The sequence below is a fragment of the Oceanobacillus sp. FSL K6-0251 genome (assembly GCF_038004725.1).
In the GTDB taxonomy this organism is placed as follows: Bacteria; Bacillota; Bacilli; order Bacillales; family Amphibacillaceae; genus Oceanobacillus; species Oceanobacillus oncorhynchi.
The window spans coordinates 266,286-288,728 of the sequence record NZ_JBBORS010000001.1; the positions used below are offsets into that span (position 1 = coordinate 266,286).

20 protein-coding genes and 6 tRNA genes are annotated in these 22,443 nt (G+C 41.8%); 17 read left to right on the forward strand and 9 right to left on the reverse strand.

All coding sequences use genetic code 11. From position 1 onward, the window contains the following. Positions 1 to 38: 38 nt before the first annotated feature. Both tpiA and MKY45_RS01415 read right to left on the reverse strand, forming a co-directional pair. Entirely contained in the window at positions 39 to 812 is a 774-nt protein-coding gene (gene tpiA, locus MKY45_RS01410; RefSeq protein ID WP_256705522.1) for a triose-phosphate isomerase, read from the reverse strand. A 251-nt stretch (positions 813 to 1,063) separates the two neighbouring features. Beyond that, a complete protein-coding gene (locus tag MKY45_RS01415; protein ID WP_193065333.1) occupies positions 1,064 to 1,429 on the reverse strand; it encodes a helix-turn-helix domain-containing protein in 366 nt (121 codons plus the stop codon). 160 nt (positions 1,430 to 1,589) lie between these two features. Between MKY45_RS01415 and MKY45_RS01420 the strand changes: the two genes are divergently transcribed. Further along, positions 1,590 to 2,183, forward strand: a complete 594-nt coding sequence (locus tag MKY45_RS01420; protein WP_256705523.1) for a class D sortase — start codon at positions 1,590 to 1,592, stop codon at positions 2,181 to 2,183. 56 nt (positions 2,184 to 2,239) lie between these two features. On the opposite strand, the gene MKY45_RS01425 is transcribed toward MKY45_RS01420, so the two are convergent. The 3 genes from MKY45_RS01425 to fabI all read right to left on the reverse strand — a co-directional run bounded on the left by MKY45_RS01425 (position 2,240) and on the right by fabI (position 6,098). Continuing rightward, positions 2,240 to 3,478 carry a metal ABC transporter solute-binding protein, Zn/Mn family gene (locus tag MKY45_RS01425; protein WP_256705524.1) on the reverse strand — a complete coding sequence of 413 codons (1,239 nt, stop codon included), beginning with the start codon at positions 3,476 to 3,478 and terminating at the stop codon, positions 2,240 to 2,242. 235 nt (positions 3,479 to 3,713) lie between these two features. Then, the gene (locus MKY45_RS01430; RefSeq protein WP_042531037.1) at positions 3,714 to 5,138 is read right to left on the reverse strand and encodes an aldehyde dehydrogenase family protein; all 1,425 of its coding nucleotides are present in this window, start codon (positions 5,136 to 5,138) and stop codon (positions 3,714 to 3,716) included. A gap of 183 nt (positions 5,139 to 5,321) precedes the next feature. Further along, positions 5,322 to 6,098: an enoyl-ACP reductase FabI gene (gene fabI, locus MKY45_RS01435; RefSeq protein ID WP_042531039.1), complete on the reverse strand. Its 777-nt coding sequence runs from the start codon at positions 6,096 to 6,098 to the stop codon at positions 5,322 to 5,324. Positions 6,099 to 6,536: 438 nt separating this feature from the next. Here fabI and MKY45_RS01440 point away from each other — a divergent pair. The 10 genes from MKY45_RS01440 to MKY45_RS01485 all read left to right on the forward strand — a co-directional run bounded on the left by MKY45_RS01440 (position 6,537) and on the right by MKY45_RS01485 (position 11,922). Continuing rightward, a tRNA-Glu gene (locus tag MKY45_RS01440) sits at positions 6,537 to 6,611 on the forward strand. Between the two features lie 3 nt (positions 6,612 to 6,614). Next, positions 6,615 to 6,690: transfer RNA gene (locus MKY45_RS01445), tRNA-Val, on the forward strand. Between the two features lie 4 nt (positions 6,691 to 6,694). Continuing rightward, positions 6,695 to 6,770, forward strand: a tRNA-Thr gene (locus MKY45_RS01450). A 42-nt stretch (positions 6,771 to 6,812) separates the two neighbouring features. Further along, positions 6,813 to 6,897, forward strand: a tRNA-Tyr gene (locus MKY45_RS01455). A 9-nt stretch (positions 6,898 to 6,906) separates the two neighbouring features. After that, a tRNA-Gln gene (locus MKY45_RS01460) sits at positions 6,907 to 6,981 on the forward strand. Positions 6,982 to 7,076: 95 nt separating this feature from the next. Beyond that, positions 7,077 to 7,149 (forward strand) — tRNA-Lys (locus MKY45_RS01465). Positions 7,150 to 7,483: 334 nt separating this feature from the next. Beyond that, positions 7,484 to 8,773: a hydroxymethylglutaryl-CoA reductase, degradative gene (locus MKY45_RS01470; protein WP_193064930.1), complete on the forward strand. Its 1,290-nt coding sequence runs from the start codon at positions 7,484 to 7,486 to the stop codon at positions 8,771 to 8,773. Next, positions 8,770 to 9,726, forward strand: a complete 957-nt coding sequence (mvk, locus tag MKY45_RS01475; RefSeq protein WP_042531043.1) for a mevalonate kinase — start codon at positions 8,770 to 8,772, stop codon at positions 9,724 to 9,726. Before MKY45_RS01470 ends, mvk begins: the two co-directional genes overlap by 4 nt. Positions 9,727 to 9,822: 96 nt before the next feature. Next, a complete protein-coding gene (gene mvaD / locus MKY45_RS01480; RefSeq protein ID WP_193064931.1) occupies positions 9,823 to 10,797 on the forward strand; it encodes a diphosphomevalonate decarboxylase in 975 nt (324 codons plus the stop codon). 9 nt (positions 10,798 to 10,806) lie between these two features. Next, positions 10,807 to 11,922, forward strand: coding sequence for a phosphomevalonate kinase (locus tag MKY45_RS01485; protein ID WP_256705526.1), 1,116 nt, complete (start codon positions 10,807 to 10,809; stop codon positions 11,920 to 11,922). Positions 11,923 to 12,210: 288 nt separating this feature from the next. Here MKY45_RS01485 and MKY45_RS01490 read toward each other — a convergent pair whose 3' ends face one another. Further along, complete coding sequence (locus MKY45_RS01490) at positions 12,211 to 12,363, reverse strand: aspartyl-phosphate phosphatase Spo0E family protein (protein ID WP_139089041.1); 153 nt, start codon at positions 12,361 to 12,363, stop codon at positions 12,211 to 12,213. Between the two features lie 137 nt (positions 12,364 to 12,500). On the opposite strand from MKY45_RS01490, the gene sigW reads away from it, so the two are divergent. From sigW to glmM, 5 genes are all read left to right on the forward strand, one after another. Beyond that, entirely contained in the window at positions 12,501 to 13,064 is a 564-nt protein-coding gene (gene sigW, locus MKY45_RS01495) for an RNA polymerase sigma factor SigW (RefSeq protein ID WP_042531049.1), read from the forward strand. Positions 13,065 to 13,079: 15 nt separating this feature from the next. Next, positions 13,080 to 13,721 carry an anti-sigma-W factor RsiW gene (rsiW, locus tag MKY45_RS01500; RefSeq protein WP_042531051.1) on the forward strand — a complete coding sequence of 214 codons (642 nt, stop codon included), beginning with the start codon at positions 13,080 to 13,082 and terminating at the stop codon, positions 13,719 to 13,721. A gap of 483 nt (positions 13,722 to 14,204) precedes the next feature. Beyond that, positions 14,205 to 15,026, forward strand: coding sequence for a diadenylate cyclase CdaA (gene cdaA, locus MKY45_RS01505; protein ID WP_042531053.1), 822 nt, complete (start codon positions 14,205 to 14,207; stop codon positions 15,024 to 15,026). Then, complete coding sequence (locus MKY45_RS01510) at positions 15,019 to 16,251, forward strand: CdaR family protein (RefSeq protein ID WP_042531055.1); 1,233 nt, start codon at positions 15,019 to 15,021, stop codon at positions 16,249 to 16,251. The genes cdaA and MKY45_RS01510 overlap by 8 nt, the downstream gene beginning before the upstream one ends. Before the next feature lie 34 nt (positions 16,252 to 16,285). Beyond that, on the forward strand, positions 16,286 to 17,629 hold the full coding sequence (glmM, locus tag MKY45_RS01515; protein WP_042531057.1) for a phosphoglucosamine mutase: 1,344 nt from the start codon (positions 16,286 to 16,288) through the stop codon (positions 17,627 to 17,629). Positions 17,630 to 17,692: 63 nt separating this feature from the next. Here the strand turns inward: glmM and MKY45_RS01520 are convergent, their stop codons facing one another. Beyond that, positions 17,693 to 18,259 carry an NADPH-dependent FMN reductase gene (locus MKY45_RS01520; RefSeq protein ID WP_042531059.1) on the reverse strand — a complete coding sequence of 189 codons (567 nt, stop codon included), beginning with the start codon at positions 18,257 to 18,259 and terminating at the stop codon, positions 17,693 to 17,695. A gap of 3 nt (positions 18,260 to 18,262) precedes the next feature. Beyond that, on the reverse strand, positions 18,263 to 19,330 hold the full coding sequence (locus MKY45_RS01525) for an LLM class flavin-dependent oxidoreductase (RefSeq protein ID WP_193064933.1): 1,068 nt from the start codon (positions 19,328 to 19,330) through the stop codon (positions 18,263 to 18,265). A gap of 307 nt (positions 19,331 to 19,637) precedes the next feature. Between MKY45_RS01525 and MKY45_RS01530 the strand changes: the two genes are divergently transcribed. After that, on the forward strand, positions 19,638 to 21,431 hold the full coding sequence (locus MKY45_RS01530; protein ID WP_341172398.1) for a S9 family peptidase: 1,794 nt from the start codon (positions 19,638 to 19,640) through the stop codon (positions 21,429 to 21,431). A gap of 58 nt (positions 21,432 to 21,489) precedes the next feature. Here MKY45_RS01530 and MKY45_RS01535 read toward each other — a convergent pair whose 3' ends face one another. Then, the gene (locus tag MKY45_RS01535; RefSeq protein WP_193064935.1) at positions 21,490 to 22,083 is read right to left on the reverse strand and encodes an AAA family ATPase; all 594 of its coding nucleotides are present in this window, start codon (positions 22,081 to 22,083) and stop codon (positions 21,490 to 21,492) included. Positions 22,084 to 22,443: the final 360 nt, after the last annotated feature.

Sequence of the window (22,443 nt, forward strand, 5' to 3'; positions counted from 1 at the left end):
CATTTTTTATATCAATTATTATTTTATTTCATTTGCTTTTATTTTATTTTTACTTGTTTCACTGTATGAAGAATTTGTTTGTAATTTGCAGGGTCATGTCCGAATCGGCCGATGAAAACCCCGTCTACATCGTCATGGGCGGTAATTTCATAGACATTGTCTTTGCTCACCGAGCCGCCGTAAATGATACGGATGGCTTCCGCTGTTTCTGCATAATATGCTTCTTTAACAATTTCGCGGATCAGTTCATGTGTCTGATGCACATATGCTGCATCGGCTGCTTCTGTCTTTCCGATTGCCCAGACTGGCTCATAAGCTAAGATGGTCCTTCCAATATGTTTTACGTCGACTTCACCAAAGGAAGTAAGGATTTGTTCCTTCAACACCTGTTTACGTTCCAATTTATTCTCTAAGTATTCCTCTTCACCAATGCATAGAACGGGGGTCAGTCCTTTTTCCAGCGTAAGTTTTGTTTTCAAATGAATCATATCCAGTGTTTCGTGGAAAATACGTTGTCTTTCTGCATGGCCAATTTCCACATAGGTTGCGCCTATGTCGATAATAGATTCAATTGAAACCTCTCCGGTATAAGCGCCATTTTCATAGGATGAAATATTTTGTGCGCCAAAGGCAATTTCAGACCCTTTTAAGGCTTGTGCTGCTGGGTAGAGGACACCTAAAGATGGGAAGGCGAATTTTTCTACTTCGTTTTCGTTTTTGGCCACTTCTGCTAAGGCTTTTACTAATTCCGTTGCTTTGTCGATTGTGTTAACATATGTTTTATAGCTGATTCCAACGACTGGTTTTCTCATATTATTATCCTCGCTTTCTACTTTTTGAATGCGTTTCCATTTATGATTGTATTTTTCCCTCTATCGTATAGGTATTTCATTGTACCTTTTACAAAGAAACTGTACATTCGCCGGAGGGCAGGCGAATTCGGGTTTTGGCAATACATCACCCCTTTCAGGTAGAAGTTTAAAAGAATGGCTGTTCAACAGCTTGGGTGCATTTTAAATCATCGTGCCAACGTCATGGGGCAAATCAGATAGAAACAGGATTCTCAATCCTTTCTTCTGCTTTTTTTAAATAGCATATAATCATACACATCCTGCATTTCCTCGGGAGTGAGAGCTGCCATATCACGGAGCATCGCTTCGGCATCGGGACTTATCTTTTGAATGTGCTGGACCAATTCATTCTCGTGGTCAGCTGCACTAGAAGGAGCTTCTTCTGCTCTGCCTAATAAATAGTCTGCAGTAACCTTCAATGTATCGGCAATAGCGGTTAATTCTTCTCCTTTAATTGGGCGTTCGCCAGATTCGATCCGATTCATGACACTGACGTTCATATTTACTTGTTTAGCCAGCTCTTTTTGTGTCCAATTTCGTTGCGACCGTAATTGAATGATTCGTTGACCGGTATTCATTGCGCACCTCTTTATTTCTATTTTAGAAATTAATTATAACATATGAAAACGGTGAAAAATAACTTCTGGCGAGGTTTGGATAGAAAAGCGAAAGTATAGTATAATTGTTATAGATTCAGTGTTGGAGATACATATTTTGGTTGATGAAGGAGCGGCTTCAATGAAACGGGTAGGAATCCTTTTTATAATAGCAGGTGTCATTTGTATTGGTGTTTTTGGCTATCAAATTATAGGACACGAACAATCGCAAAAGCAGTCTTTGATTCAGGCGGAGGAAAGAATCAAACAAGGCGCCAATGAGCAGGGTGAAGCAGGCGGGGAGGATACAGAAAAATCAATAGAAGCGTTCGATGCGGACCAGGACGAAGCATTTGCTACATTAGAGATACCTAAATTGGGAAAAACGTTGCCTATTGTGGAGGGGACAGACCCAGATTCATTGCAAAAAGGAGTCGGACACTTATCCAATTCCGTTTTTCCTGGGCAGGGGGAGCAAATCCTCTTATCCGGGCATCGGGATACGGTTTTTCGTGATTTTGGTGAATTGGAGATAGGGGATACATTTGTGGTGCAGATGCCTTATGGTGAGTATACGTATGAAATAAGAGAAACGGAAATTGTGCCTGAGGATGACACTTCTGTCATCGGTGAGATGGGGGAAGAGGTATTAGTTGTCACTACCTGTTATCCATTCCACTTTGTGGGCAGTGCGCCGGATCGTTTTGTTGCCTATGCTTATCCGGTTTCTGAATAATAGAACAAAAAAGGAGCTTTCAACCTGATAAATCATATCTGGCTGAAAGCTTCTTTTTAATCATTTAGTACGGTTTTTAACGTTTCAATATTTTTTTCCATTAGACTGAAGTAATCTTCGCCGTTTTCTATATCCTCTTCGGTAATAGTCTCCATATTGCTCAGTACAGCACTGTCAGCGCCAATTTCGTCTTGGATAATTTCACTAATTCTGCTGCTGATATTTCGTTCAAAGACAACATACTTTAAATCATATTCGCGGGCAGTATCCACTATTTCCACCAAAGCAGACTGAGAAGGCTCCTGCGAAGAGGAGAGTCCATGGATGCTGATTTGTTCTAAGCCGTATCGATCTTCCCAATAGCCATATGCTGCATGGGAGACAATCATTTGCGGATGGTCTGCGTTCTCAATCGTTTGTGCTAATTCCTGATCCACCTGTTCCAATTGTCCTTCTAATTCCTCTAAGTTCTCCGTGAAATATGCTTCATGTTCTGGCATTTTTTCGATAAGAAGATCGGTAATATTTTCAGCTAATTGAATGCTGATGACAGGGTCAAGGAAAACATGCGGATCACCCACACCGCTTTCGCCGTCATGATTATCGATCAATAATTCAACGACGCCTGATTCGGCAATTACTTCTCCATCTGCATCTTCAAGCTCCAGTTTTACTTCTAACGTATCGTTGATTTGTGTTTCAAAGGAAGCATCGTCCGCTTCTTCATCCAATTCCCATTCCTCTGAACCCTCTGTGCGGAAATACCAGTTCCATTCCGCGATGTCTTCATCGACATTTGCTTCTGCTTCTATGGAAGCTGTATCGCCGCTGTGGTAATGGTCATTGATGCCGTCAATGATAATGTCGCCGTTGTCCTCTGCTTCTTCCTCGTTGTAATGTTCTTCTTCATTCTCATGAGCGTGCTCCGCTTCTCCGCGAAGAGGGATATCTTCACCGATGGCAGAAACCTCTACATTTTCTCCTTCTAAAATATCCTCCGCTTTGGAAGCAAAAGGCTCCATGCCGACACCGGAATAAATAAATAAATCCTTCTTAGCTAAATCGACCATCTCACGTGAGCTTGGTTCGTATGTGTGTGCATCCGCATTTGGCGGGTAGATGCTTTCTACATCGACATAATCGCCGCCGATTTTGGAAATAAAATCTTCTAATGCGAAAATAGTAGTAGAAATTTCAAGCTGTTCCTGATCTCCATCCTGACTGTCCTCTGCGGATTGACAGCCTGCAAGGAAAAGAAGGAATAAACCGAAAAAGAGAATGACCCGTTTTTTCATTGAATTGAACCTCCATTAATTTATATAGTGCGTTTGAATTTCTTATAAAAAAGAAAAATAAGTAATCCTTACTATTATGGTTTGCTTCGTAAAAAACAAACAATGAACCTGTAATTCTTATTATTCGTAATCGTTACGATTTAAAATTTACAGGTTTTTAGAGGGGTTGTCAAGGAGTTTTTTACAAAAAAATTGTCAGCAGCTCATTTGCTGCTGACAATGGATGTGGTATTTATTAAGGTAAGCCGACAATCGTTTTTGGTTCTAAGAATTCTTCGATGCCGTAATCTCCCCATTCGCGTCCAATACCAGACTGGTCGAAACCGCCAAATGGAGCGGTAAAGTCAGCTTGTTCATTATTGACTACAATTCTGCCGGAGCGAAGGCTTTTTGCTGTTTTGGTCAGCGCCTCCGGATCATTACCGACAACATAGCCTGCTAACCCATAAATTGTACCATTGGCAATTTCAATTGCTTCATCTAAATCGTTATAGGTGATAACGGAAAGTACAGGACCGAAAATCTCTTCCTGGGCAATCGTATCTTCAGGTTTTACATTAGTAAATACAGTCAGTTTAGAATAATATCCGGTTTCCAAGCCTTCTGGTTTACCTGTTCCGCCGGTAACTAGAGTTGCGTTACTGTCGATTCCTTTTTGGATATAGTCTTGAACGGTTTTCCATTGATCCTCCGATACCTGTGGTCCGGTGAAAGTAGACTCGTCTTTTGGATCGCCGACAGGATATTCGGAAATATGGTTTTTAATCGCTTGGATAAAATCATCATGCATGGATTCTGGGACCAATGCTCGCGTTCCTGCTGTACATACTTGACCTGTATTGCCAGCGATATGGGAAATAGCTGTTTTTGCAGCATAATCCACATCTGCATCATCCAATACGACAATTGGCGATTTGCCGCCAAGCTCTAAGGAAACCTTTTTAATATCTTGAGCGGCGTTTTCCATAATTTTCGTACCTACGCCGCCGGATCCTGTAAAGGATACAAAGTCGATATCTGGATGAGAGCTGATGCCGTTACCGATGGTAGAGCCTGTTCCGTTTACCAGATTGAATACGCCTTTTGGAACACCGGCAGCTTCGAACACTTCTTTTAATAAGACAGCCGCGAAAGGTGTTTCTGTTGATGGTTTTAATACGACGGTGCTGCCCGCTGCAAACGCACTAGCCAGCTTTGTGGACGCCTGATTTGTCGGGAAATTCCAAGGCGTGATTAAACCAGCGACGCCAATCGCATCCTTTTGGATAAAGGAGTTTTCCCGGTTTTCAGTAAAGTCAAAATCACGTACCAGTTTTGCCGCTGTCCGGAAATGATTTAATCCCATCTGATATTGTACGTTGGTTGTAAATGTTACTGGAGAGCCAAGCTCTGCCATGATAACTTCAATAAATTGATCTTTTCGTTTTTCATATTCATCTGCGATTCGGTCTAATAAATCAGCACGTTCTTCTTTGGTTGTTTGTGAAAACGCCGGGAAAGCATCCCGTGCAGCTTGAACTGCTTTATCAAGATCCTCTTTGGTACCAGAGCTGATTTCACCAATTTTTTCTTCGGTTGCAGGGTTGATTACATCAATTGTTTCGTTTCCAGTGGAATCAACCCACTGACCGTTAATATAATGCTGTATATAGTTATACATTTTCTCCACCCCTTTGCTTGTTTTTCAATAAAGAATATTCAATAATACGTTATCAGCCTTTTTGAATATCCATTACTACTTGTTCCCGCAATAAAAAGTGATTAAACGTAGTAGAGAACATGGATTTAGCCAATAAAAAAACTGTCTCTTCTTAAATAATGAAGAGAGACAGTTTTTGAGAGATTAGCCGCCAATAATATTGAATCCGGCATCTACATGCAATACTTCGCCGGTGATTCCACGTGCCAGTTCGCTAAGAAGGAATAATGTTGCATCTCCAACTTCGTCTTGATCGATGTTGCGGCGCAGCGGAGCTTTTTCTTCCACAACTTGAGATTTTTCGTTGAAATTAGCTACTCCTTTTGCAGAGAGTGTACGGATTGGGCCGGCTGACACAGCGTTCACACGAATGCCATCTTTGCCCACATCTTCAGCTAGGTAGCGGACGCTTGCTTCCAGAGAAGCTTTAGCAACACCCATCACGTTATAGCCAGGAACGACTTGTTCTGCTCCGATGTAAGTTTGTGTCACGATCGAACCGCCTTCAGTCATCAGTTCCTTCGCAGCATTTGTTATGGTTACTAAGGAATAAGCGCTGATTTCTTGAGCAAGCAGGAAACCATCGCGGGAAGTAGTGACAAATTCACCCTGCAGGTCTTCCCGTTTAGCAAAGGCAACAGAGTGAACCAAGCCGTGAATCACGCCGATTTTTTCTTTTATTTCATGAAAGGCTCCCTGAATACTTTCATCGGATTCAACATCGCAAGAGATGATTGCTTTTGGTTCAATTTCATGCTTCTCTAAAAGTTTTACTAATTTTTTGTAGGATCTTTCCTGTCTATTGGTGAAAATAAGGTTCGCTCCGGCATTATGTAGAGATTTTGTAATACCCCAAGCAATACTTCTTTCGTTAGCGACGCCCATTACAACAATGTTTTTACCTTCTAATAATTTTGTCATACGTATCCTCCATTCAACATTTAACTTAGCATCTATTATAACGGATTAGTACCAGGTGATAAAGTTATAAACTGTTTTTCTTTTCTATAAGAAGTATGTGTGATAAGTAAAAAAGCAGTTCAGTTGGACCGCTTTGCCGATTCAGAACCCAGGTAATCGCAGTCGGGAAAATATACGGTACTTTCCTGCCGGAGAATTCTTGTTGTCAAAAAAGATACTCACGCTGGTTTTATATTTATAGAAGAAAAGAGAGGAAATAAGAAATGAGAAGCCTTGGAAATAGTGTCATAACGGGTTTGGTGGAGTGATTTATCGACTTTTGAAAAATAAAATAAAGTTTTTTTCATTTTTCCCTTTACAAACGGTTGGTTCCTCGATATAATAAAATTCGTCAGTTTGCGAGAGAAGCTTTCAAAAAGCCTCTCAGAAACGCATTATGGCCCGTTGGTCAAGCGGTTAAGACACCGCCCTTTCACGGCGGTAACACGGGTTCGAATCCCGTACGGGTCACCAAATGGAGGATTAGCTCAGCTGGGAGAGCACCTGCCTTACAAGCAGGGGGTCGCAGGTTCGAGCCCTGCATCCTCCACCATCACGCCGGCCTAGCTCAACTGGTAGAGCAACTGACTTGTAATCAGTAGGTTGGGGGTTCAAGTCCTCTGGCCGGCACCATTTTTTCATGTATATAATTGATAATATGGTTAACAATAATATGGAGGGGTAGCGAAGTGGCTAAACGCGGCGGACTGTAAATCCGCTCCCTCAGGGTTCGGCAGTTCGAATCTGCCCCCCTCCACCATGTTTTTGTTGGGCCATAGCCAAGCGGTAAGGCATCGGGTTTTGATCCCGTGTACCCCAGGTTCGAATCCTGGTGGCCCAGCCATTTTTATTTTTTAGAAGAAATACATGATAATACTATTACTGATAATAGTATTTTTTTATGGACAGGGCTATATATAATAACCTGTCTTATCATAGGAGCCATTAGCTCAGTCGGTAGAGCATCTGACTTTTAATCAGAGGGTCGAAGGTTCGAATCCTTCATGGCTCACTACAAGCATGACAAGTATAAAACACAGAAAAACGGGATAATCTTATCTCGTTTTTTTCTTTATCAGCATAAAAATCTCATATTATTTGAACAACAGTTCAACGTTAGTAAAGAGCCTGCCATAGTCTGAGCAGTCCAGCGTTTTTGGTATATGTTAGAAGCTGGAAATACCAATGCATTACGGTAATGCTGCAAACATAGTTTAAGTCACGAAATAAGTATCTTCTGAATGAAAAAACGATAGAATTCGTGTTATAATCAAAATAGTTTATTTTAGTACATTGTAATAAAAAAGCATATTTCAGATATGATAAATAAAAAGGATGAGCTAGGCATGACCTCTTCAAGAATACCAGGTTTTTATAATATGACGGTAGAAGAAAGGCGGGCATTATTACGTGAGGCCTTTACTTTAACAGATGCAGAAACGCAAAATTTGTCTAACGCCGATGCGCTTACGGTAGGAAAAGCAGATAATATGATTGAAAACGTCATTGGCACCTATCAATTACCATTCGGATTGGGATTAAACTTTTTAATAAACGGGAAAGAATATGTAGTACCGATGGCTATTGAAGAAGCTTCTGTTGTTGCTTCTGCCAGTCATATTGCGAAGATAGTCAGAGAGGCTGGCGGTTTTCGGACAGAATCAAAAGAAAGACTGATGATTGGGCAGATTCAAGTGGTTGGATGTCCGGATTTTCAAGAAGCAAAGCAGCAAATCCTTCGTCAAAAAGATATATTAATGAAAGCTGCCGATGATGCCTATCCAAGCATTGTCAGCCGCGGAGGCGGTGTGAGAGACTTAGATGTACGGGTTTTGAATGAGAACGATGCATCGTCTTATAGCAAAATGCTGGTCATGCATATCTATGTAGACACCTGTGACGCCATGGGAGCGAATATGATTAATACCATGGTGGAATCGATTGCGCCAATCGTGGAAGAAATAACCAAAGGAAAAGTGCATTTGCGTATTTTATCGAACTATGCCGATCGCAGCCTGGCTACAGCAAAATGTGTAATACCTCCGCATCTGCTAAAAACAGGTTCGTTTGCTGGAGAAGAGGTCAGAGATGGTGTCATCCATGCGTATGAATTTGCTGCCTCTGACCCGTATCGTGCAGTAACGCATAATAAAGGGATTATGAACGGCATTGACCCTGTTGTGATTGCGACAGGAAATGATTGGCGGGCAGTAGAGGCGGGGGCACATGCTTATGCTGCCAGAAATGGTCATTATGGCTCCATGACTACGTGGTCAAAGGATGAAGAAGGTAATCTCGTTGGTGAAATTGAGTTGCCAATGTCGATAGGAACTGTCGGGGGAGCGACTCGCGTGCACCCATTAGCTGATTTTTCTTTATCCGTTATGCAAATTGAATCAGCAGAAGAGCTTGCGCAGGTAATTGTAGCAGTTGGTCTTGCTCAAAATCTTGGAGCGCTCAAAGCGTTGGCGACCGATGGGATTCAAAAAGGGCATATGGCGCTTCATTCACGTTCTGTTGCGATAGCTGGCGGAGCAACTGGGGAGATGATTGATGTGATAGCAAAACAATTAGTAGAACAACAAGAAATCCGTGTGGGAAAAGCTAAAGAATTGGTGGAACAGTATAAACAATGAGTGCAGAAAAAGTAACAGCATCGGAAAAAACAGCTATTGGCGTAGCTCATAGTAAGGTCATTTTAATTGGAGAGCATTCGGTTGTACACGGGCAGCCGGCAATTGCTATTCCATTTCCTTTAATTGGCGTAGAGACGGTAATTGAGTATGTTCCTGGAGCGGTGAAAATGGACAGTACCTTTTATCATGGCCCATTGCGGCATGCCCCGAAAGAGCTGGAAGGAATTGTGGAATGTGTCTCTAGTTCTTGTGAATATCTTGGGATTCCTTATAAGGATTTGTTAATACGGATTAATTCCTCGGTACCGCCAGGAAAGGGTCTTGGTTCAAGTGCATCTGTCGCTATTTCTATTATTCGCTCTTTATTCCATTATTGCGATAAGGAATGCTCGACAGAAGATTTGCTGCAATTAGCGAATGTGGCAGAAACCTATGCGCATGGAGCACCAAGCGGGCTGGATACCTTAACGATCACTTCCGATAAACCAGTGTGGTATAAAAAAGGAAGTCCTGTTGAGCACATTGAATTAGGAGAAGACCTGCATTTTATTGTTGCAGACTCCGGCAGATTTGGGGATACACGTACATCAGTTGAATCGGTAGCAAGTCTGTTAAAAGCAGCTCCGCAGCGTATCCATTCCAAAATAGAACGGATCGGGGCGTTAACGCATCATGCAAAAGATGCATTGGAAAAAGCTAGTAAACAGTTTTTAGGTCAACTGTTAAATGAAGCACAAAAAGAACTGGAAGCATTAGGAGTCAGTGATGCCGGTTTAAATAAATTGATTCGCTTTGCCCGGGAAGAAGGGGCTTTAGGTGCGAAATTGACAGGCGGCGGAAATGGCGGTTGTATCATTGCGCTTGCGCAAAATGAAGTTCATTCAAAGCAGCTGGCAGAGAAATTACGCCGTTTTGGTGCAGCAGCAGTCTGGCCGTTTGTTTTGAAGAAATAAAGCGATGCCTCATTCGGCGGGGCTTTTCCCCGGCTGAATGAAGCCGCATGAAAAGAATGATTTGACAGGGATTGTAGAAAAGGAGATTCAAATAATATGAAGGCAACAGCAAGAGCGCATACGAATATTGCTTTAATCAAGTATTGGGGGAAGCGGAATGAATCATTGATTCTTCCTGCCAACAGTAACCTTTCCGTGACATTAGATGGTTTTTCTACAGAGACAACCGTTCATTTTCAGGAAGGGTTAAAAAAAGATTCCTTTCATTTGAATGAACAGAATGTAGAAGGAGATGCGCTTGGAAAGGTAGCGATATTTTTAGATAAGGTGCGTGCTCTTTCTGGAAAGGAAATCTATGCACAGGTTCAATCTGTGAATCATGTTCCTACTGCTGCCGGATTTGCTTCTTCTGCATCTGGTCTTGCAGCATTAGCTGCAGCAAGCTCCAAAGCAATCGGACTTTCTCTAAATGATACGGAATTATCGAAGCTGGCTCGTCAAGGCTCTGGTTCTGCTTCCCGTTCGATTTTCGGCGGTTTTGTTGAATGGCAGATGGGGAAACGGGAAGATGGATCCGATTCGTTTGCCGTGCAAATTGCTGACAAGTCACACTGGGATATTCGCATTGCTGCTGTGGTTTTGTCAAAAACAGAGAAAAAGGTCTCAAGCAGGGAGGGGATGCGCCGTACCGTAGAAACCTCTCCTTTTTATGCAGGCTGGCTGGAGCAGACAGCAAAGGATCTGCAAGAAATAAAACAAGCCATTAAAGTGAAGGATTTTGAGAAGATGGGAAGCGTTGCAGAAGCGAACTGCATGCGCATGCATGCTACAACTTTGGGAGCGAATCCTCCGTTTACATACTGGCAGGATACCACGATGCGAGTGATGCAGACGGTACAAACCTTAAGAGAACAAGGGATTCCTGCCTTTTTTACGATTGATGCCGGCCCGAATGTAAAAGTTTTATATTTACCAGAAAACGAAGCTAAGGTGAAAAAACGCCTGCAGGCAACAGAAGGCGTGGAGGATATTATAATCAGTAAACCCGGAAGCGGAATAAGCTATAGATAGGAGGATAATATGGTGGCAAAATCAATCACGGTCAAAGTACCAGGGAAATTAATGATTGCGGGAGAATTTGCCGTATTAGAGCCTTATCAGAATCTGGCAGTGATGGCTGTGAACCGTTTTGTCTATGCGACGGTAGCGGAAGCGGATAGCCACCAGCTGACTCTTTCGGACTTTTCTCTTCATAAGGTTCCATGGTCTTGGCGAGAGACAGACATACATATTGATTCAGACGATCCCAGGCTGTCTTTTGTTAAGAATGCACTCCGGATTACATATCGTTATTTAGAAGAACAAGGACTGCCGGTTCTTCCGATGCATGTTTCTACACGCAGTGAGCTGGATGATGCCTCTGGCGTGAAATATGGATTGGGCTCCAGTGCAGCGATTGTTACTTCTATCGTAGCGGGAGTATTACGTTTTCAGGCTCCGCAATTGGCTGAAAAAGATACCATTTTCCGTCTGGCTGCGATATCGCATGTGATTACGCAAGGAAACGGATCGGGAGCAGATATCGCTGCATCCACTTATGGCGGGCTGCTTCAATTCTCTTCTTTTCAGGCAGATTGGCTTCTCGAAGCATACCAGGAAGCGGGGTCTGTCACAGAAGTCGTAGAGAAGGATTGGAAATATTATAAAACGAAGCCGATTACGCTGCCAGAAAATGTTTACTTTTGTGTAGGCTGGACAGGCAGTGCTGCATCTACGAAAGATTTAGTGAACCAGGTGCGCTTATTGAAAATAAACAATGCGAAAGCTTATACTTCATTTCTGAAAGACAGTGAACATGCCGTATCTCAGTTTTTAACTGGCTCAAAAGACAATGATATCAATCAATTATTTGCTGGGATAACAGCTAACCGAAAAGCGTTGAATCAAGTTGGGAAAGCAGCAGATACAAATATTGAGATACCCGATTTAACCGTCTTATGTAACTTGGCAGAGGATTTGGGTGGCGCAGGAAAGCCTTCTGGCGCTGGAGGCGGAGATTGCGGGATTGCTTTTATGCCTTCGCAGGAAGCTGCGGAACAACTAGCGCATGCGTGGGAAGAAGCAGGAATCAAAGCTTTGACGTTATCTCCTTCTACCGGCGGAGAGACGGTGATGGAAGAGAATCATTCTGTTTAAGAAATATTAGAAAAGATAAAGGAGAGCCGTTTTGCAATTCGATGCATTGTAAATCGGTTCTTTTATTTTTGCATTTAAATCAAAGGAATTCTGATACCATCTTCAAATATTTTCAAGTTTCTTATAAAAAATAAAAAATGTTTAATGAAGTGAAGGACAAAATAAGATATTATTATTCATAGAGATATAGTTGGTGAGGGGAAGATTACATAGAGATGTTTGTGGATAGGAAATGTAACAAAAAAAGACATACACAGAAGATGTCTTTGAAAATTGAGTAAGGATGATTTAAGAGGTTTTTTTTAAATAAGCAAAAATTAATGCATCCAATTTTTCGCTTGTGGACAGAACAGGTTCTGAGTCTAATCCATGCTCCTCAGACAATGCCAGCATTTCTTGCCTGCACTGTTCAATCTCCATGAATAACGATTTTTTATCCACAAATTTCACTCCTTTTTTAGTATACTTATCGTTAGATATACCCTGTCGGAAAAAAAATAAACATTCTTTTTTAAAATGTGAAACCTTACAAGCGGTTGTTTCGTATAGAGAGTACCGCATAGTGCGGAGGTAATTAGATGGACCAATTTATAAAGAAAAAGATTATAGAAGTTAAAAAAGGAGACCAATCTGCTTTTTCGGATGTCGTATCCTTTTATCAAGATAAAATATACCAGCACTGCTACCGTATGCTGGGTAATAAGCACGAAGCGGAAGATATTGCACAAGAAGCGTTTATACGTGCATATGTGAATATTGATTCATTTGATGAGAGCAGAAAATTCTCTACATGGTTATACCGCATAGCTACGAATTTAACCATTGACCGCATGCGCAAGCGTAAACCGGACTTTCATCTTGATGCAGAAGTAAAAGGGACAGAAGGTTTGGATATGTATTCTCAGCTTGCCAGTACGGAACGTCTGCCTGGAGAAGAAGTGGAAAGCAGAGAACTGCAGCGGTATATTCATCATGAGATTTCTCAGCTTCCTTCTAAATACCGGAGTATTATCATGCTCAGGTATCTGGAAGAATTTTCACTAAAGGAAATCAGTGAAATTCTTGATGTTCCTCTTGGTACGGTAAAAACGCGGATTCATCGTGGAAGAGAGGCCTTGAGAAAGAGGCTTCGACATGTGTAAAGGAGCGTGCTTGATGTGAGCTGCAATAAAGAGTATATAAAAAAAATGCATGACTATTTAGATGGGGATATTTCCGCAGAAGAAGAAAGCTTACTAAGAAGGCATCTGGAGGATTGTGAAGATTGTCAGAAGCATTTTCATGAGCTTCATCGAACCATTGCTTTAATAAAAAGTGCGGAACGGATGGAAGCCCCGGTTGGTTTTACAGAAAATGTTATGAATAAATTGCCGACAGAAAAGAAATCGGTAAAGTATAAGCGCTGGTTTAAACATCATCCAATCCTTGTTGCAGCAGCTATTTTCTTCTTGTTGATGATAGGCAGTCTTTCCTCCACTTTTAATCAAGGAACGGATCAGCTTGTTGTTTCTGCACAGGAAGAGCTTGTCGTTGATGGAGACACCGTGATTGTGCCCGAGGGTGTCACTGTTTCCGGAGATGTCTACGTGAAAAACGGTGATTTATTAGTGCTTGGAACGGTGGACGGCAATGTTACCTTGTTTAATGGAGAGCTTTTAGACGGCGAATCGGAGCTGGAAGGCGGCGGCCTGATGGCCTCTGCAGGAGGAGTCAACGGAGAACTGGAAACCGTAGACCAAACGTTTGAGTGGATATGGTATCATATAAAGAATTTCTTTAAAGGATTATTCGCATTTTAAGATAAAACAATGAAAAAAGGAGCGAGATGATGTCGCTCTCTTTTTTTGGGCGAAAGAAACTGTCATAATGGAGTAAAACATAGCTGCTCCATCAATTATGAAAAAACAGCTGGTTCAGGGTATTGAAGTGGTCAAATTTGGCAGGATTTCTACACACACATTTTAATGGTGTTCCATTTTCTAAAGAAAATAAAAAACTACAGACAGGTCTGTTTTTACAAATTTATGATATAATAATTATCGACTGTAATTCATAATAGTTCATGATAATATAAAACGAAACTTCATTCAGCGGGAATTTATTCTTTCCCTCCGCTGAAGGATTCAGAGAGCTGCATCACGTTATCTTCTGCTTAAATAAATCGAGTTTCATTCTCTATTTAAAGGCGGGAATTTTACGGCCGGTTCTCCGAGAGAAATAATTGCTTTTAAGATAATGTTTAAAACAAACAGGTAATTCTATTGGGTAAAGGATGTGTGCACATGCTTGATGGGGGATTTGACTTTTTAGATCTGCTGCGAATTGGCGTTGATATCGCTCTCGTCTGGTATGTATTATATAAATTAATCATGCTGATCAGAGGTACAAAGGCTATTCAGCTATTAAAAGGAATAGCAGTTGTAATGGTTGTGTGGGGAGTAAGTATGCTGTTAAACTTACAAACCATCCAATTTATCACAGGCCAAGTTATTAATTGGGGAGTTATTGTAATTGTTATTTTATTCCAGCCGGAATTACGAAGAGCACTGGAACAGCTGGGGCGAGGGAATATCTTCGCCAGATCGGGAAGCTCTGCTGAAGAAATTATTCAAAATGAAATTGAGGCTATTGTTACATCTTGTAATTATATGGGTAAAAGAAGAATTGGTGCGCTTATCTCCATTGAAAGAGAAACAGGAATTGGGGATTATGCGGAAACCGGGATTCCAATCAACGGAAAGCTTACTCACCAGCTTCTGACAAACATATTTACACCAAATACACCGCTTCATGATGGGGCAGTAATTATAAAAAATGAAGAGATCACAGCTGCGGCTTGTTACCTGCCTTTATCCGAGAGTCCATTTATCTCCAAGGAATTAGGAACAAGGCATCGTGCCGCAATGGGAATAAGTGAAGTAACAGATGCGTTAACGATTGTTGTTTCTGAGGAAACAGGTGCCGTCTCTTGTACAAAAAATGGAGAGCTGCATCGTGATATCGATGAAGAAAAATTAAGAGAAATGCTTTTAACGCATTTATCAATCGTCCCGAAAGCCTCTGACAAAAAATCATGGAAACGGAGGACTGGTAAGCGTGGATAATTGGTTTAAGAGTAAGTGGTTTGTCCGTATCCTTTCCTTAGCTTTTGCGGTAACACTCTATGCTTTTGTCAATGTGTCCGAAACACCAAATTCCGATTCAACATTTTCTGGTTCAACCACTTCCACAGAAACCTTGGAACAAATTCCAGTAGATATCCGTATTGACCGCGACAGCTATGTTGTCAGTGATGTTCCAGAAGAGGTCGATGTTACTTTACAAGGGAATCGAGGCAGTATGACACCGTATATACTTCAACGTAATTTTGATGTATACGTCGACTTAGAAGGCTTAGAAGAAGGAACGCATGTTGTTGAACTGCAGCATAATATAGCAGGAGATGTGGAAGTATTTATTGAGCCGAAAACAGCAGAAGTCACCATTGAAGAACGGGCATCTCAAGAGTTTACTGTAACTGCTGATCTGATTAATCAAGACCTGATGGCAGATGGTTACGAAGTGGTCGATTATAGTGTCGATCCGGAAACGATAACGATAACAAGCTCAGCGAGCGTCATTGAATCGATTGGCTCTGTAAGGGCTTATGTGAATATGGAAGGTGTCGATGAGTCAATTAACAATCGGGAGCTTCCGATTAGTGTATATGATATACAAGGAAATGAATTGAATGTCGGATTAGACCCTGAAAGTGTTCAGGTCTCCGTAGAAGTCGACAATCCAAGCAAGTCTGTACCACTGTCTGTAGAGACAACAGGTGAGCTGGAAGAAGACCTTGAGCTGGACTCTATTTCTCCAAATGAAGAGGAAGTGGAGATTTACTCTCAAAGTGACGTGCTGGAGGATATTTCAGAAGTGACTACCGAGCCGCTGGACTTATCCGAGATTGAAGAATCCGGCACAGTTGAAGTACCGCTTGATTTGCCTGAAAACGTGCAAGCACCGGAGACGGAAGAGGTAGAAGTTACGGTAGAAGTAGAAGGAACAAATGTAATCGAGAATGTAGCTTTAGAAGAAGAAGGCTTAGCAAATGGATTGGAAGCATCTTATGCAGACCCTGCATTAGAAGTAGAAGTGACAGGGGATGCCTCGGTGGTAAATGGTTTAACGGCAGATGATATCAACGCCGTACTGGATTTATCTGATTTAGAATCAGGAGAGCATGAAGTGCCTATTGACATTGAAGCTCCTGAAGATGTCACTGCCACAGGAAATGTGGAAGAGGTCACGGTGGAAATAATCGATCCGGCTGAAACAGCAGAAGAATAGTTGTATATTGTATGGTCAAAGGAGAGATATAATAATGGGTAAATTTTTTGGAACAGACGGTGTCAGGGGAGTAGCAAATGAAGGGCTGACTCCTGAAATGGCATTTAAGCTCGGTCGTTTTGGCGGATATACGTTAACAAAAGGCAGTGAAAAGCCACGCGTTTTAATCGGCAGAGATACACGTATTTCTGGACATATGCTGGAAGGCGCGTTGATTGCAGGACTTCTGTCAACAGGCGTAGAAGCAATGCGGCTGGGTGTTATTTCAACGCCGGGGGTCGCTTACTTAACAAAAGCAATGAGCGCGCAGGCAGGGGTGATGATTTCTGCATCCCATAATCCTGTAGAAGATAACGGGATTAAATTCTTCGGCTCAGATGGATTTAAGCTGACAGATGCTCAGGAAGCGGAAATTGAAGCTTTATTAGAACAAGAAGAGGATGATCTGCCTCGCCCGACAGGCGCTGGTATCGGATCAGTGAGTGATTATTTTGAAGGCAGACAGAAATACCTGTCCTTCTTAAAAGATACGATTGATAACGATTTTGACGGAATACGTATCGCTGTAGATTGTGCACATGGAGCAACATCCAGCCTGGCTACACATCTATTCGCAGATTTGGAGGCTGACATTCATTCCATGGGCTCTACACCGAACGGCCTGAATATTAATGATGGTGTCGGTTCTACACATCCGGAAGGACTACAGCAATATGTGCTGGATAAAGAAGCGGATGTCGGACTGGCTTTTGATGGAGACGGTGATCGCTTGATTGCTGTGGATGAAAAAGGAAACATCGTGGACGGCGATAAAATCATGTTCATCTGCGCAAAATACCTGAAAGAAATTGGGATGCTTCGTAAGGACACTGTCGTATCCACTGTCATGAGTAACTTAGGCTTTTATAAGGCATTAGAAGAAGCTGGTCTGAAAAGCGATAAGACGGCAGTCGGTGACCGATATGTTATGGAAGAAATGCGTAAAAACGACTATAACCTAGGCGGGGAACAATCCGGCCATATTATCTTTTTAGATTATATTACGACAGGAGACGGTCTGTTATCTGCATTGCAGCTTGTGAATGTAATGCGTGAATCAGGCAAGACCTTGTCAGAACTGGCAGACGAAATGACTATTTTCCCGCAGACATTGATTAATGTTCGGGTTACAGATAAGAATGAAGCATTGACCAGTCCAATCATCTTAGATGAAGTACAAGCTGTGGAAGAAGAACTGGGAGAGAATGGACGCGTTTTAGTCCGCCCATCTGGAACAGAACCGCTTGTGCGTGTCATGGTAGAGGCGAAGACAGAGGAAGATTGCCAGACCTATGCAGAACGAATCGTAAAAGTCATTGAAAATCATTTAGGTGCTTAATAATATCATGTACCTAAAGTAAAAAAACGCATGGATATACCCATCCATGCGTTTTTTTAGCTTCTAGAATCCATAGGAATCCTCTTTCTTTTTCCGGATGATTTCGTTGGCTTCATACGTGTCCATGGTATCCTCAATCAAACGCTCTAATCGAATGAAGACATCGTCATCGACGATTTTCTTTTGTTGAAAGCTCTTTTCCTCAACATAAACAAAGGTTTGTACTATTTGTGCTTTCATATAGGATAAAGTTGGTTTTAATTGATGATCAGCAACTAAATAATGCTTGGAAGAGCCTGCGGTTACGAAAAAGCTTACGGTCTTATCCTGAAATGCCCCGACAGGAAGCAAATCAAAAATATTCTTTAAGCTTGCCGGAATCGATGCCTGGAAGACAGGCGTGCCGATAATCATCACATCTGCCTCCATCACTTGCCTGGTGACCCAGGCGGTGTCTCCGGAATAATCGAGATAGTTCCGGCCGTCACTAAATTGCAAATCATAATCTTTTAAATCAATCAGCTGAAAATCTGCTTCTGGATATTTTTCAGCAATTTCTTTTGCTACAGCATCCATGACTGTCCGTGTTTTTGAACCGACAATGGAGCCGGATAAACCAATGATCTTCATGTGCTAATCCTCCTGATTCATGCCAGTGTGCTTACGAATGGCAGGCAAAATTTTCGTGCCAATCATTTCAATATTCTTAGCCAATTGTTCAAATGGAACACCACCAAAGTCCATTTGCGCTAAGTAGCGCTGATGTCCAAACAGCTCATGCTGATAGAGAATTTTTTCAATAACCTCCTGCGGACTGCCGACATTGATGACACTGCGCTTATCCTTTGCTTGTGCAAATGCCTGCTTTGGAAATCCTTGTCCATTCGTCAGCTTCATTCCTTCATTGATATAAGGGTACATTTGCTGCAGTGCCTCCTGGCTTGTTTCTGCCACATGGAAAAAACCGGTGACGCCGACAGGAAGATCGTCAGTATGATGTCCGCTTCTTTCAGCTGTTTCCCGATACGCATCAATAACATTTTTAAAAGCGCTGGCCGGTCCGCCAAGTGTTGCCAGCATCATCGGTACCCCGGTATAGCCTGCCTTCATTGCACTGGCCGGGGTTCCGCCAACTGCACGCCAGATGGGCAGTGTATTATCTTTCGGGCGGGGCAGCACATGGGCATCTTTTAAGGGTGCACGATAGTCCCCTTCCCAGCTGAGCCTTTCCTTCTCATTAATTTGCAGCAGCAAATCAAATTTTTCTTCATATAACGCTTCATAATCCTGTACGTCATATCCTAATAATTCAAATAGCCCGATTCGGGAAGCTCTTCCGGCAATAATTTCGGCACGTCCATTCGAAATTAAATCAATCGTAGCAAAATCTTCATAAACCCGAACGGGGTCAGAAGTGCTGATAATCGTTGACGAGCTGCCCAGCTTGATGGTTTCTGTCGCCTGCGCAATCGCCGCCAATACCACGCTGTGTGCCTGCGTAGTGAAATAATCCTGATGACTTTCTCCGACACTGAAAAAATCTAACCCTGCTTGTTCTGCCAGCTTTGCTAATTCGATAATTTCCTGAAGACGCTGCTGTGCCGAAATCCGTTTTCCGGTGAAAGGGTTGGCCAGATGGTCTCCCAGTGTATAAAGCCCAAATTCTAATCCTTTCTTTTGGTCAATGCGATATTGTTCCATACCTATGCTCCTCCATTGTTTTAGATTTTAAGGTTAAACCTATCTATTAAAAAATGTATTTGAAGTAAATTGCTTTGGGGAGGAAGTGAGCTACAGGCAGATAGGAAAATGGCGTGTTATTTTCTGCATGTATCGTCTCAAATTCTCCTCTCTATATCACTTTACTATTCAAATGATAAAATGACAATCAAAGTAGCTTGAATTAAAGATAGTTTTGCTATTCCGCACGGAAAGGCCAGAGTGTATGGTGTATTTTATAAATAGTGGTATAATATAGAAAATACAGATAAAAGGGAGTGCGGGCAGAATGATAAAATTTCCAAAACCGAAAGTAGAACAGTTCTTTTATACGTATAGTATCGATCATTTCCAAGTGAGCAAAGATGAACAAAAGCTGGTATATTCAACGAACTTGAGCGGTAAACGTAATTTATGGGCATTAGACTTGAGTAAAGAGCATGCGTATCCATTTCAGTTTTCTCAAAAGGATGAATCCTCCTCATTTATTCAGTTTGATCCAAATGGGGAGTATGTTTTAACAAGCTTTGATGCAGATGGAGATGAAAATTATCACATTTACGCCCTGCCTCCAGAGGGCGGATTACCGCAGCCGCTGATTACGGGAGCAGAGGACGAAAAATACTTGTTTGCACACCTGAGCAAGGACGGAAAACGAATTTATTATAATACCTCTAAAAATAATCCGAGCTTTTTAAACACACATGTGCGCCATCTGGATACAGATAAAGATGAGCTGTTAGCAGAGGGAGAAGGAGCGCCAACTACACTGGCAGGTGTATCGGAAGATGAAGAGACATTAATATACGAAAGCGTGTTTGCGAACACGTATAATAATATATTCATCGAAAAAGGGGAAGAGAAAATCTATCTTACTCCTGATCCGAAAAAAGTGCATGTATCCTATGATCCGGTTTTTACGGATAATCACAGCATTTATTTCCCGACGGATTATGAAGGTGAATATATGTATTTAGCCAAATATGACATGAAACAAGAGACGTTTTCAAAAGTTCTTGAGCTGGAGGAAGAATCGATTGAAACCGTAAAATATGATAAATCATCTGATTCACTCTATTTGGTAGCAGAAAAGGGTGTTGTCGATAAGCTTTATCAGTATAAAGTAAAATCAGGAGAGCTGAAAGAAATCACAAAACCTTTTGATTTAATTGATCAGGTGACTGTAACAGAATCAGGGGCAGTTTATCTCCTTGGGGGATCTGCAGTTAAGCCGGATAACATTTATCGTCTGACAAATGGTGAAAAATGGGAGCAGCTCACAGATAATCGTGTTCTGGGTGTATCGGAAGAGGAGCTCGTGGATCCTGAAATTGTGACCTATGCTTCATTTGACGGGATGGAAATCGAATCACTTCTGTTCAGGGCAAAACCGGAAAATGCCAATGGGTATACCGTTTTTTGGCCGCATGGTGGACCACAGGCAGCAGAACGGAAATTTTTCCGTGCGATGTTCCAAAGCATCCTCAATCGCGGCTATCATATTTTCGCACCAAACTTTCGCGGGAGTACAGGCTATGGTTCCTCTTTTGTGAAACTCGTCGAGCAGGATTGGGGGCATGGACCGCGCCTCGATAATGTGGAAGGCATCAAATGGCTGTTTGATCAAAAGATTACGGACCCGGATCATCTATTCTTAGTAGGAGGAAGCTACGGCGGTTATATGGCGCTGCTCCTGCATGGACGTCATCCAGAATATTTTAAAGCAGTGATTGATATCTTTGGCCCGTCCGACTTATTTACCTTTGTCAATTCTGTACCGGCGGATTGGAAGCCGATTATGGAAAGATGGCTAGGTGATCCAGAGCGTGATAAGGAGCGCTTTGTAAATGATTCTCCAGTGACTTATTTGGAAACCATGACAAAGCCGATGCTGGTTATCCAAGGTGCAAAAGATCCGCGTGTGGTGAAGGAAGAATCAGATCAAATTGTCCAAAAGCTGCAGGATAAAGGCCGCGATGTGGAGTACCTGGTGCTGGAGGATGAGGGGCACGGATTCTCTAAAAAAGAGAATGAGATTAAAGTGTATAAGCGGATGTTAGATTTTATGGAAAAGCATAAGTAGAAAAAACATCAGTGAAGCTGCGAATGGGATAGCTTTGCTGATGTTTTTTGTTTATAAATTATCGAATATGTTTTATCTGTGTTGTTATCCGGTCCAATCGCTTTTTTAGATTGGAGCGGTTATCTTCTTGTAATACTAAATTGGCTTTTGCTGCAAGGATTTCTACAACGCCGTCAATGGATAAATGGTCTGTCTGTATTTTTTCTCCAAATGCGTCATCAGCTAAACGTGTTATACATCGGTCCATTTGTCTGAAGCTCCATGAATTCTTTCTTTCCAGCCGTTTCTTTAACCGGCGTTCAATGACTTCTTTTGATGCGGATAAAACGAACGGATATAATTGGATTTCTTCTGATTCCAAACTTCCGGTAATTTCTTTAAAATAAAGCTTATCTGTGATTGTCATTGGAATAATAATTGGCTCTTTATCGTTTTCAGCGATATACTTTATGGTCTTGCAATTAAATTCTCTCCACATTTCATAATCTTGAAAGTCATTCTTTCTCAACGTGTCAGGCAAATTCTGATTTAGGAAGAAACCAATATTTTCTGGGTCGTACACGAAGGAGTTTTCCAGTCTTCTGTGAAGCTCATATGCTGTTTGTGTTTTTCCTGCTCCAAAAGCACCGTTGATCCAAATAATTTTTGTCATGGGGAAGCTCCTTTTGTCAGGTGAGGTTTTGTCTTTTCATTTATTTTTCATTATATCACTCTGCTTCACCCCTCTTCAAACCTTCTCCCATCCACTTCTGTAAGGCGGATACCTCCCGTCACTTATGGATATTCTGCAACATTTTAGAAGGATTTCATAAACTATCTTATCGGAAAGCAAGAAAAAGGTTGACCTTGAATACGACTTTCCGATAGAATATAGAAAGTTCTTGTTTTCCAAATGAAAGAAGTCCGTTTAACAAGAGCAAATAAAAGGAGAGAGGAGCAGAGAAACACGAAAGGAAACTATAATAACAAGCGCCAGGACTATTCTACGGACGGTCAGGAAGAATAGTTGACG

Excerpts from the sequence above, each read along its gene's own strand:
- sigW (WP_042531049.1), top strand. The coding sequence starts at position 12,501 with ATGGACCAATTTATAAAGAAAAAGATTATAGAAGTTAAAAAAGGAGAC.
- MKY45_RS01485 (WP_256705526.1), top strand. The coding sequence starts at position 10,807 with ATGGTGGCAAAATCAATCACGGTCAAAGTACCAGGGAAATTAATGATT.
- MKY45_RS01430 (WP_042531037.1), bottom strand. The coding sequence starts at position 5,138 with ATGTATAACTATATACAGCATTATATTAACGGTCAGTGGGTTGATTCC.
- MKY45_RS01470 (WP_193064930.1), top strand. The coding sequence starts at position 7,484 with ATGACCTCTTCAAGAATACCAGGTTTTTATAATATGACGGTAGAAGAA.
- tpiA (WP_256705522.1), bottom strand. The coding sequence starts at position 812 with ATGAGAAAACCAGTCGTTGGAATCAGCTATAAAACATATGTTAACACA.
- MKY45_RS01535 (WP_193064935.1), bottom strand. The coding sequence starts at position 22,083 with ATGACAAAAATTATTTGGATCAACGGTGCTTTTGGAGCAGGAAAAACA.
- MKY45_RS01525 (WP_193064933.1), bottom strand. The coding sequence starts at position 19,330 with ATGGAACAATATCGCATTGACCAAAAGAAAGGATTAGAATTTGGGCTT.
- cdaA (WP_042531053.1), top strand. The coding sequence starts at position 14,205 with ATGCTTGATGGGGGATTTGACTTTTTAGATCTGCTGCGAATTGGCGTT.
- MKY45_RS01520 (WP_042531059.1), bottom strand. The coding sequence starts at position 18,259 with ATGAAGATCATTGGTTTATCCGGCTCCATTGTCGGTTCAAAAACACGG.
- MKY45_RS01530 (WP_341172398.1), top strand. The coding sequence starts at position 19,638 with ATGATAAAATTTCCAAAACCGAAAGTAGAACAGTTCTTTTATACGTAT.
- mvk (WP_042531043.1), top strand. The coding sequence starts at position 8,770 with ATGAGTGCAGAAAAAGTAACAGCATCGGAAAAAACAGCTATTGGCGTA.
- glmM (WP_042531057.1), top strand. The coding sequence starts at position 16,286 with ATGGGTAAATTTTTTGGAACAGACGGTGTCAGGGGAGTAGCAAATGAA.
- MKY45_RS01420 (WP_256705523.1), top strand. The coding sequence starts at position 1,590 with ATGAAACGGGTAGGAATCCTTTTTATAATAGCAGGTGTCATTTGTATT.
- MKY45_RS01415 (WP_193065333.1), bottom strand. The coding sequence starts at position 1,429 with ATGAATACCGGTCAACGAATCATTCAATTACGGTCGCAACGAAATTGG.
- fabI (WP_042531039.1), bottom strand. The coding sequence starts at position 6,098 with ATGACAAAATTATTAGAAGGTAAAAACATTGTTGTAATGGGCGTCGCT.
- mvaD (WP_193064931.1), top strand. The coding sequence starts at position 9,823 with ATGAAGGCAACAGCAAGAGCGCATACGAATATTGCTTTAATCAAGTAT.
- MKY45_RS01425 (WP_256705524.1), bottom strand. The coding sequence starts at position 3,478 with ATGAAAAAACGGGTCATTCTCTTTTTCGGTTTATTCCTTCTTTTCCTT.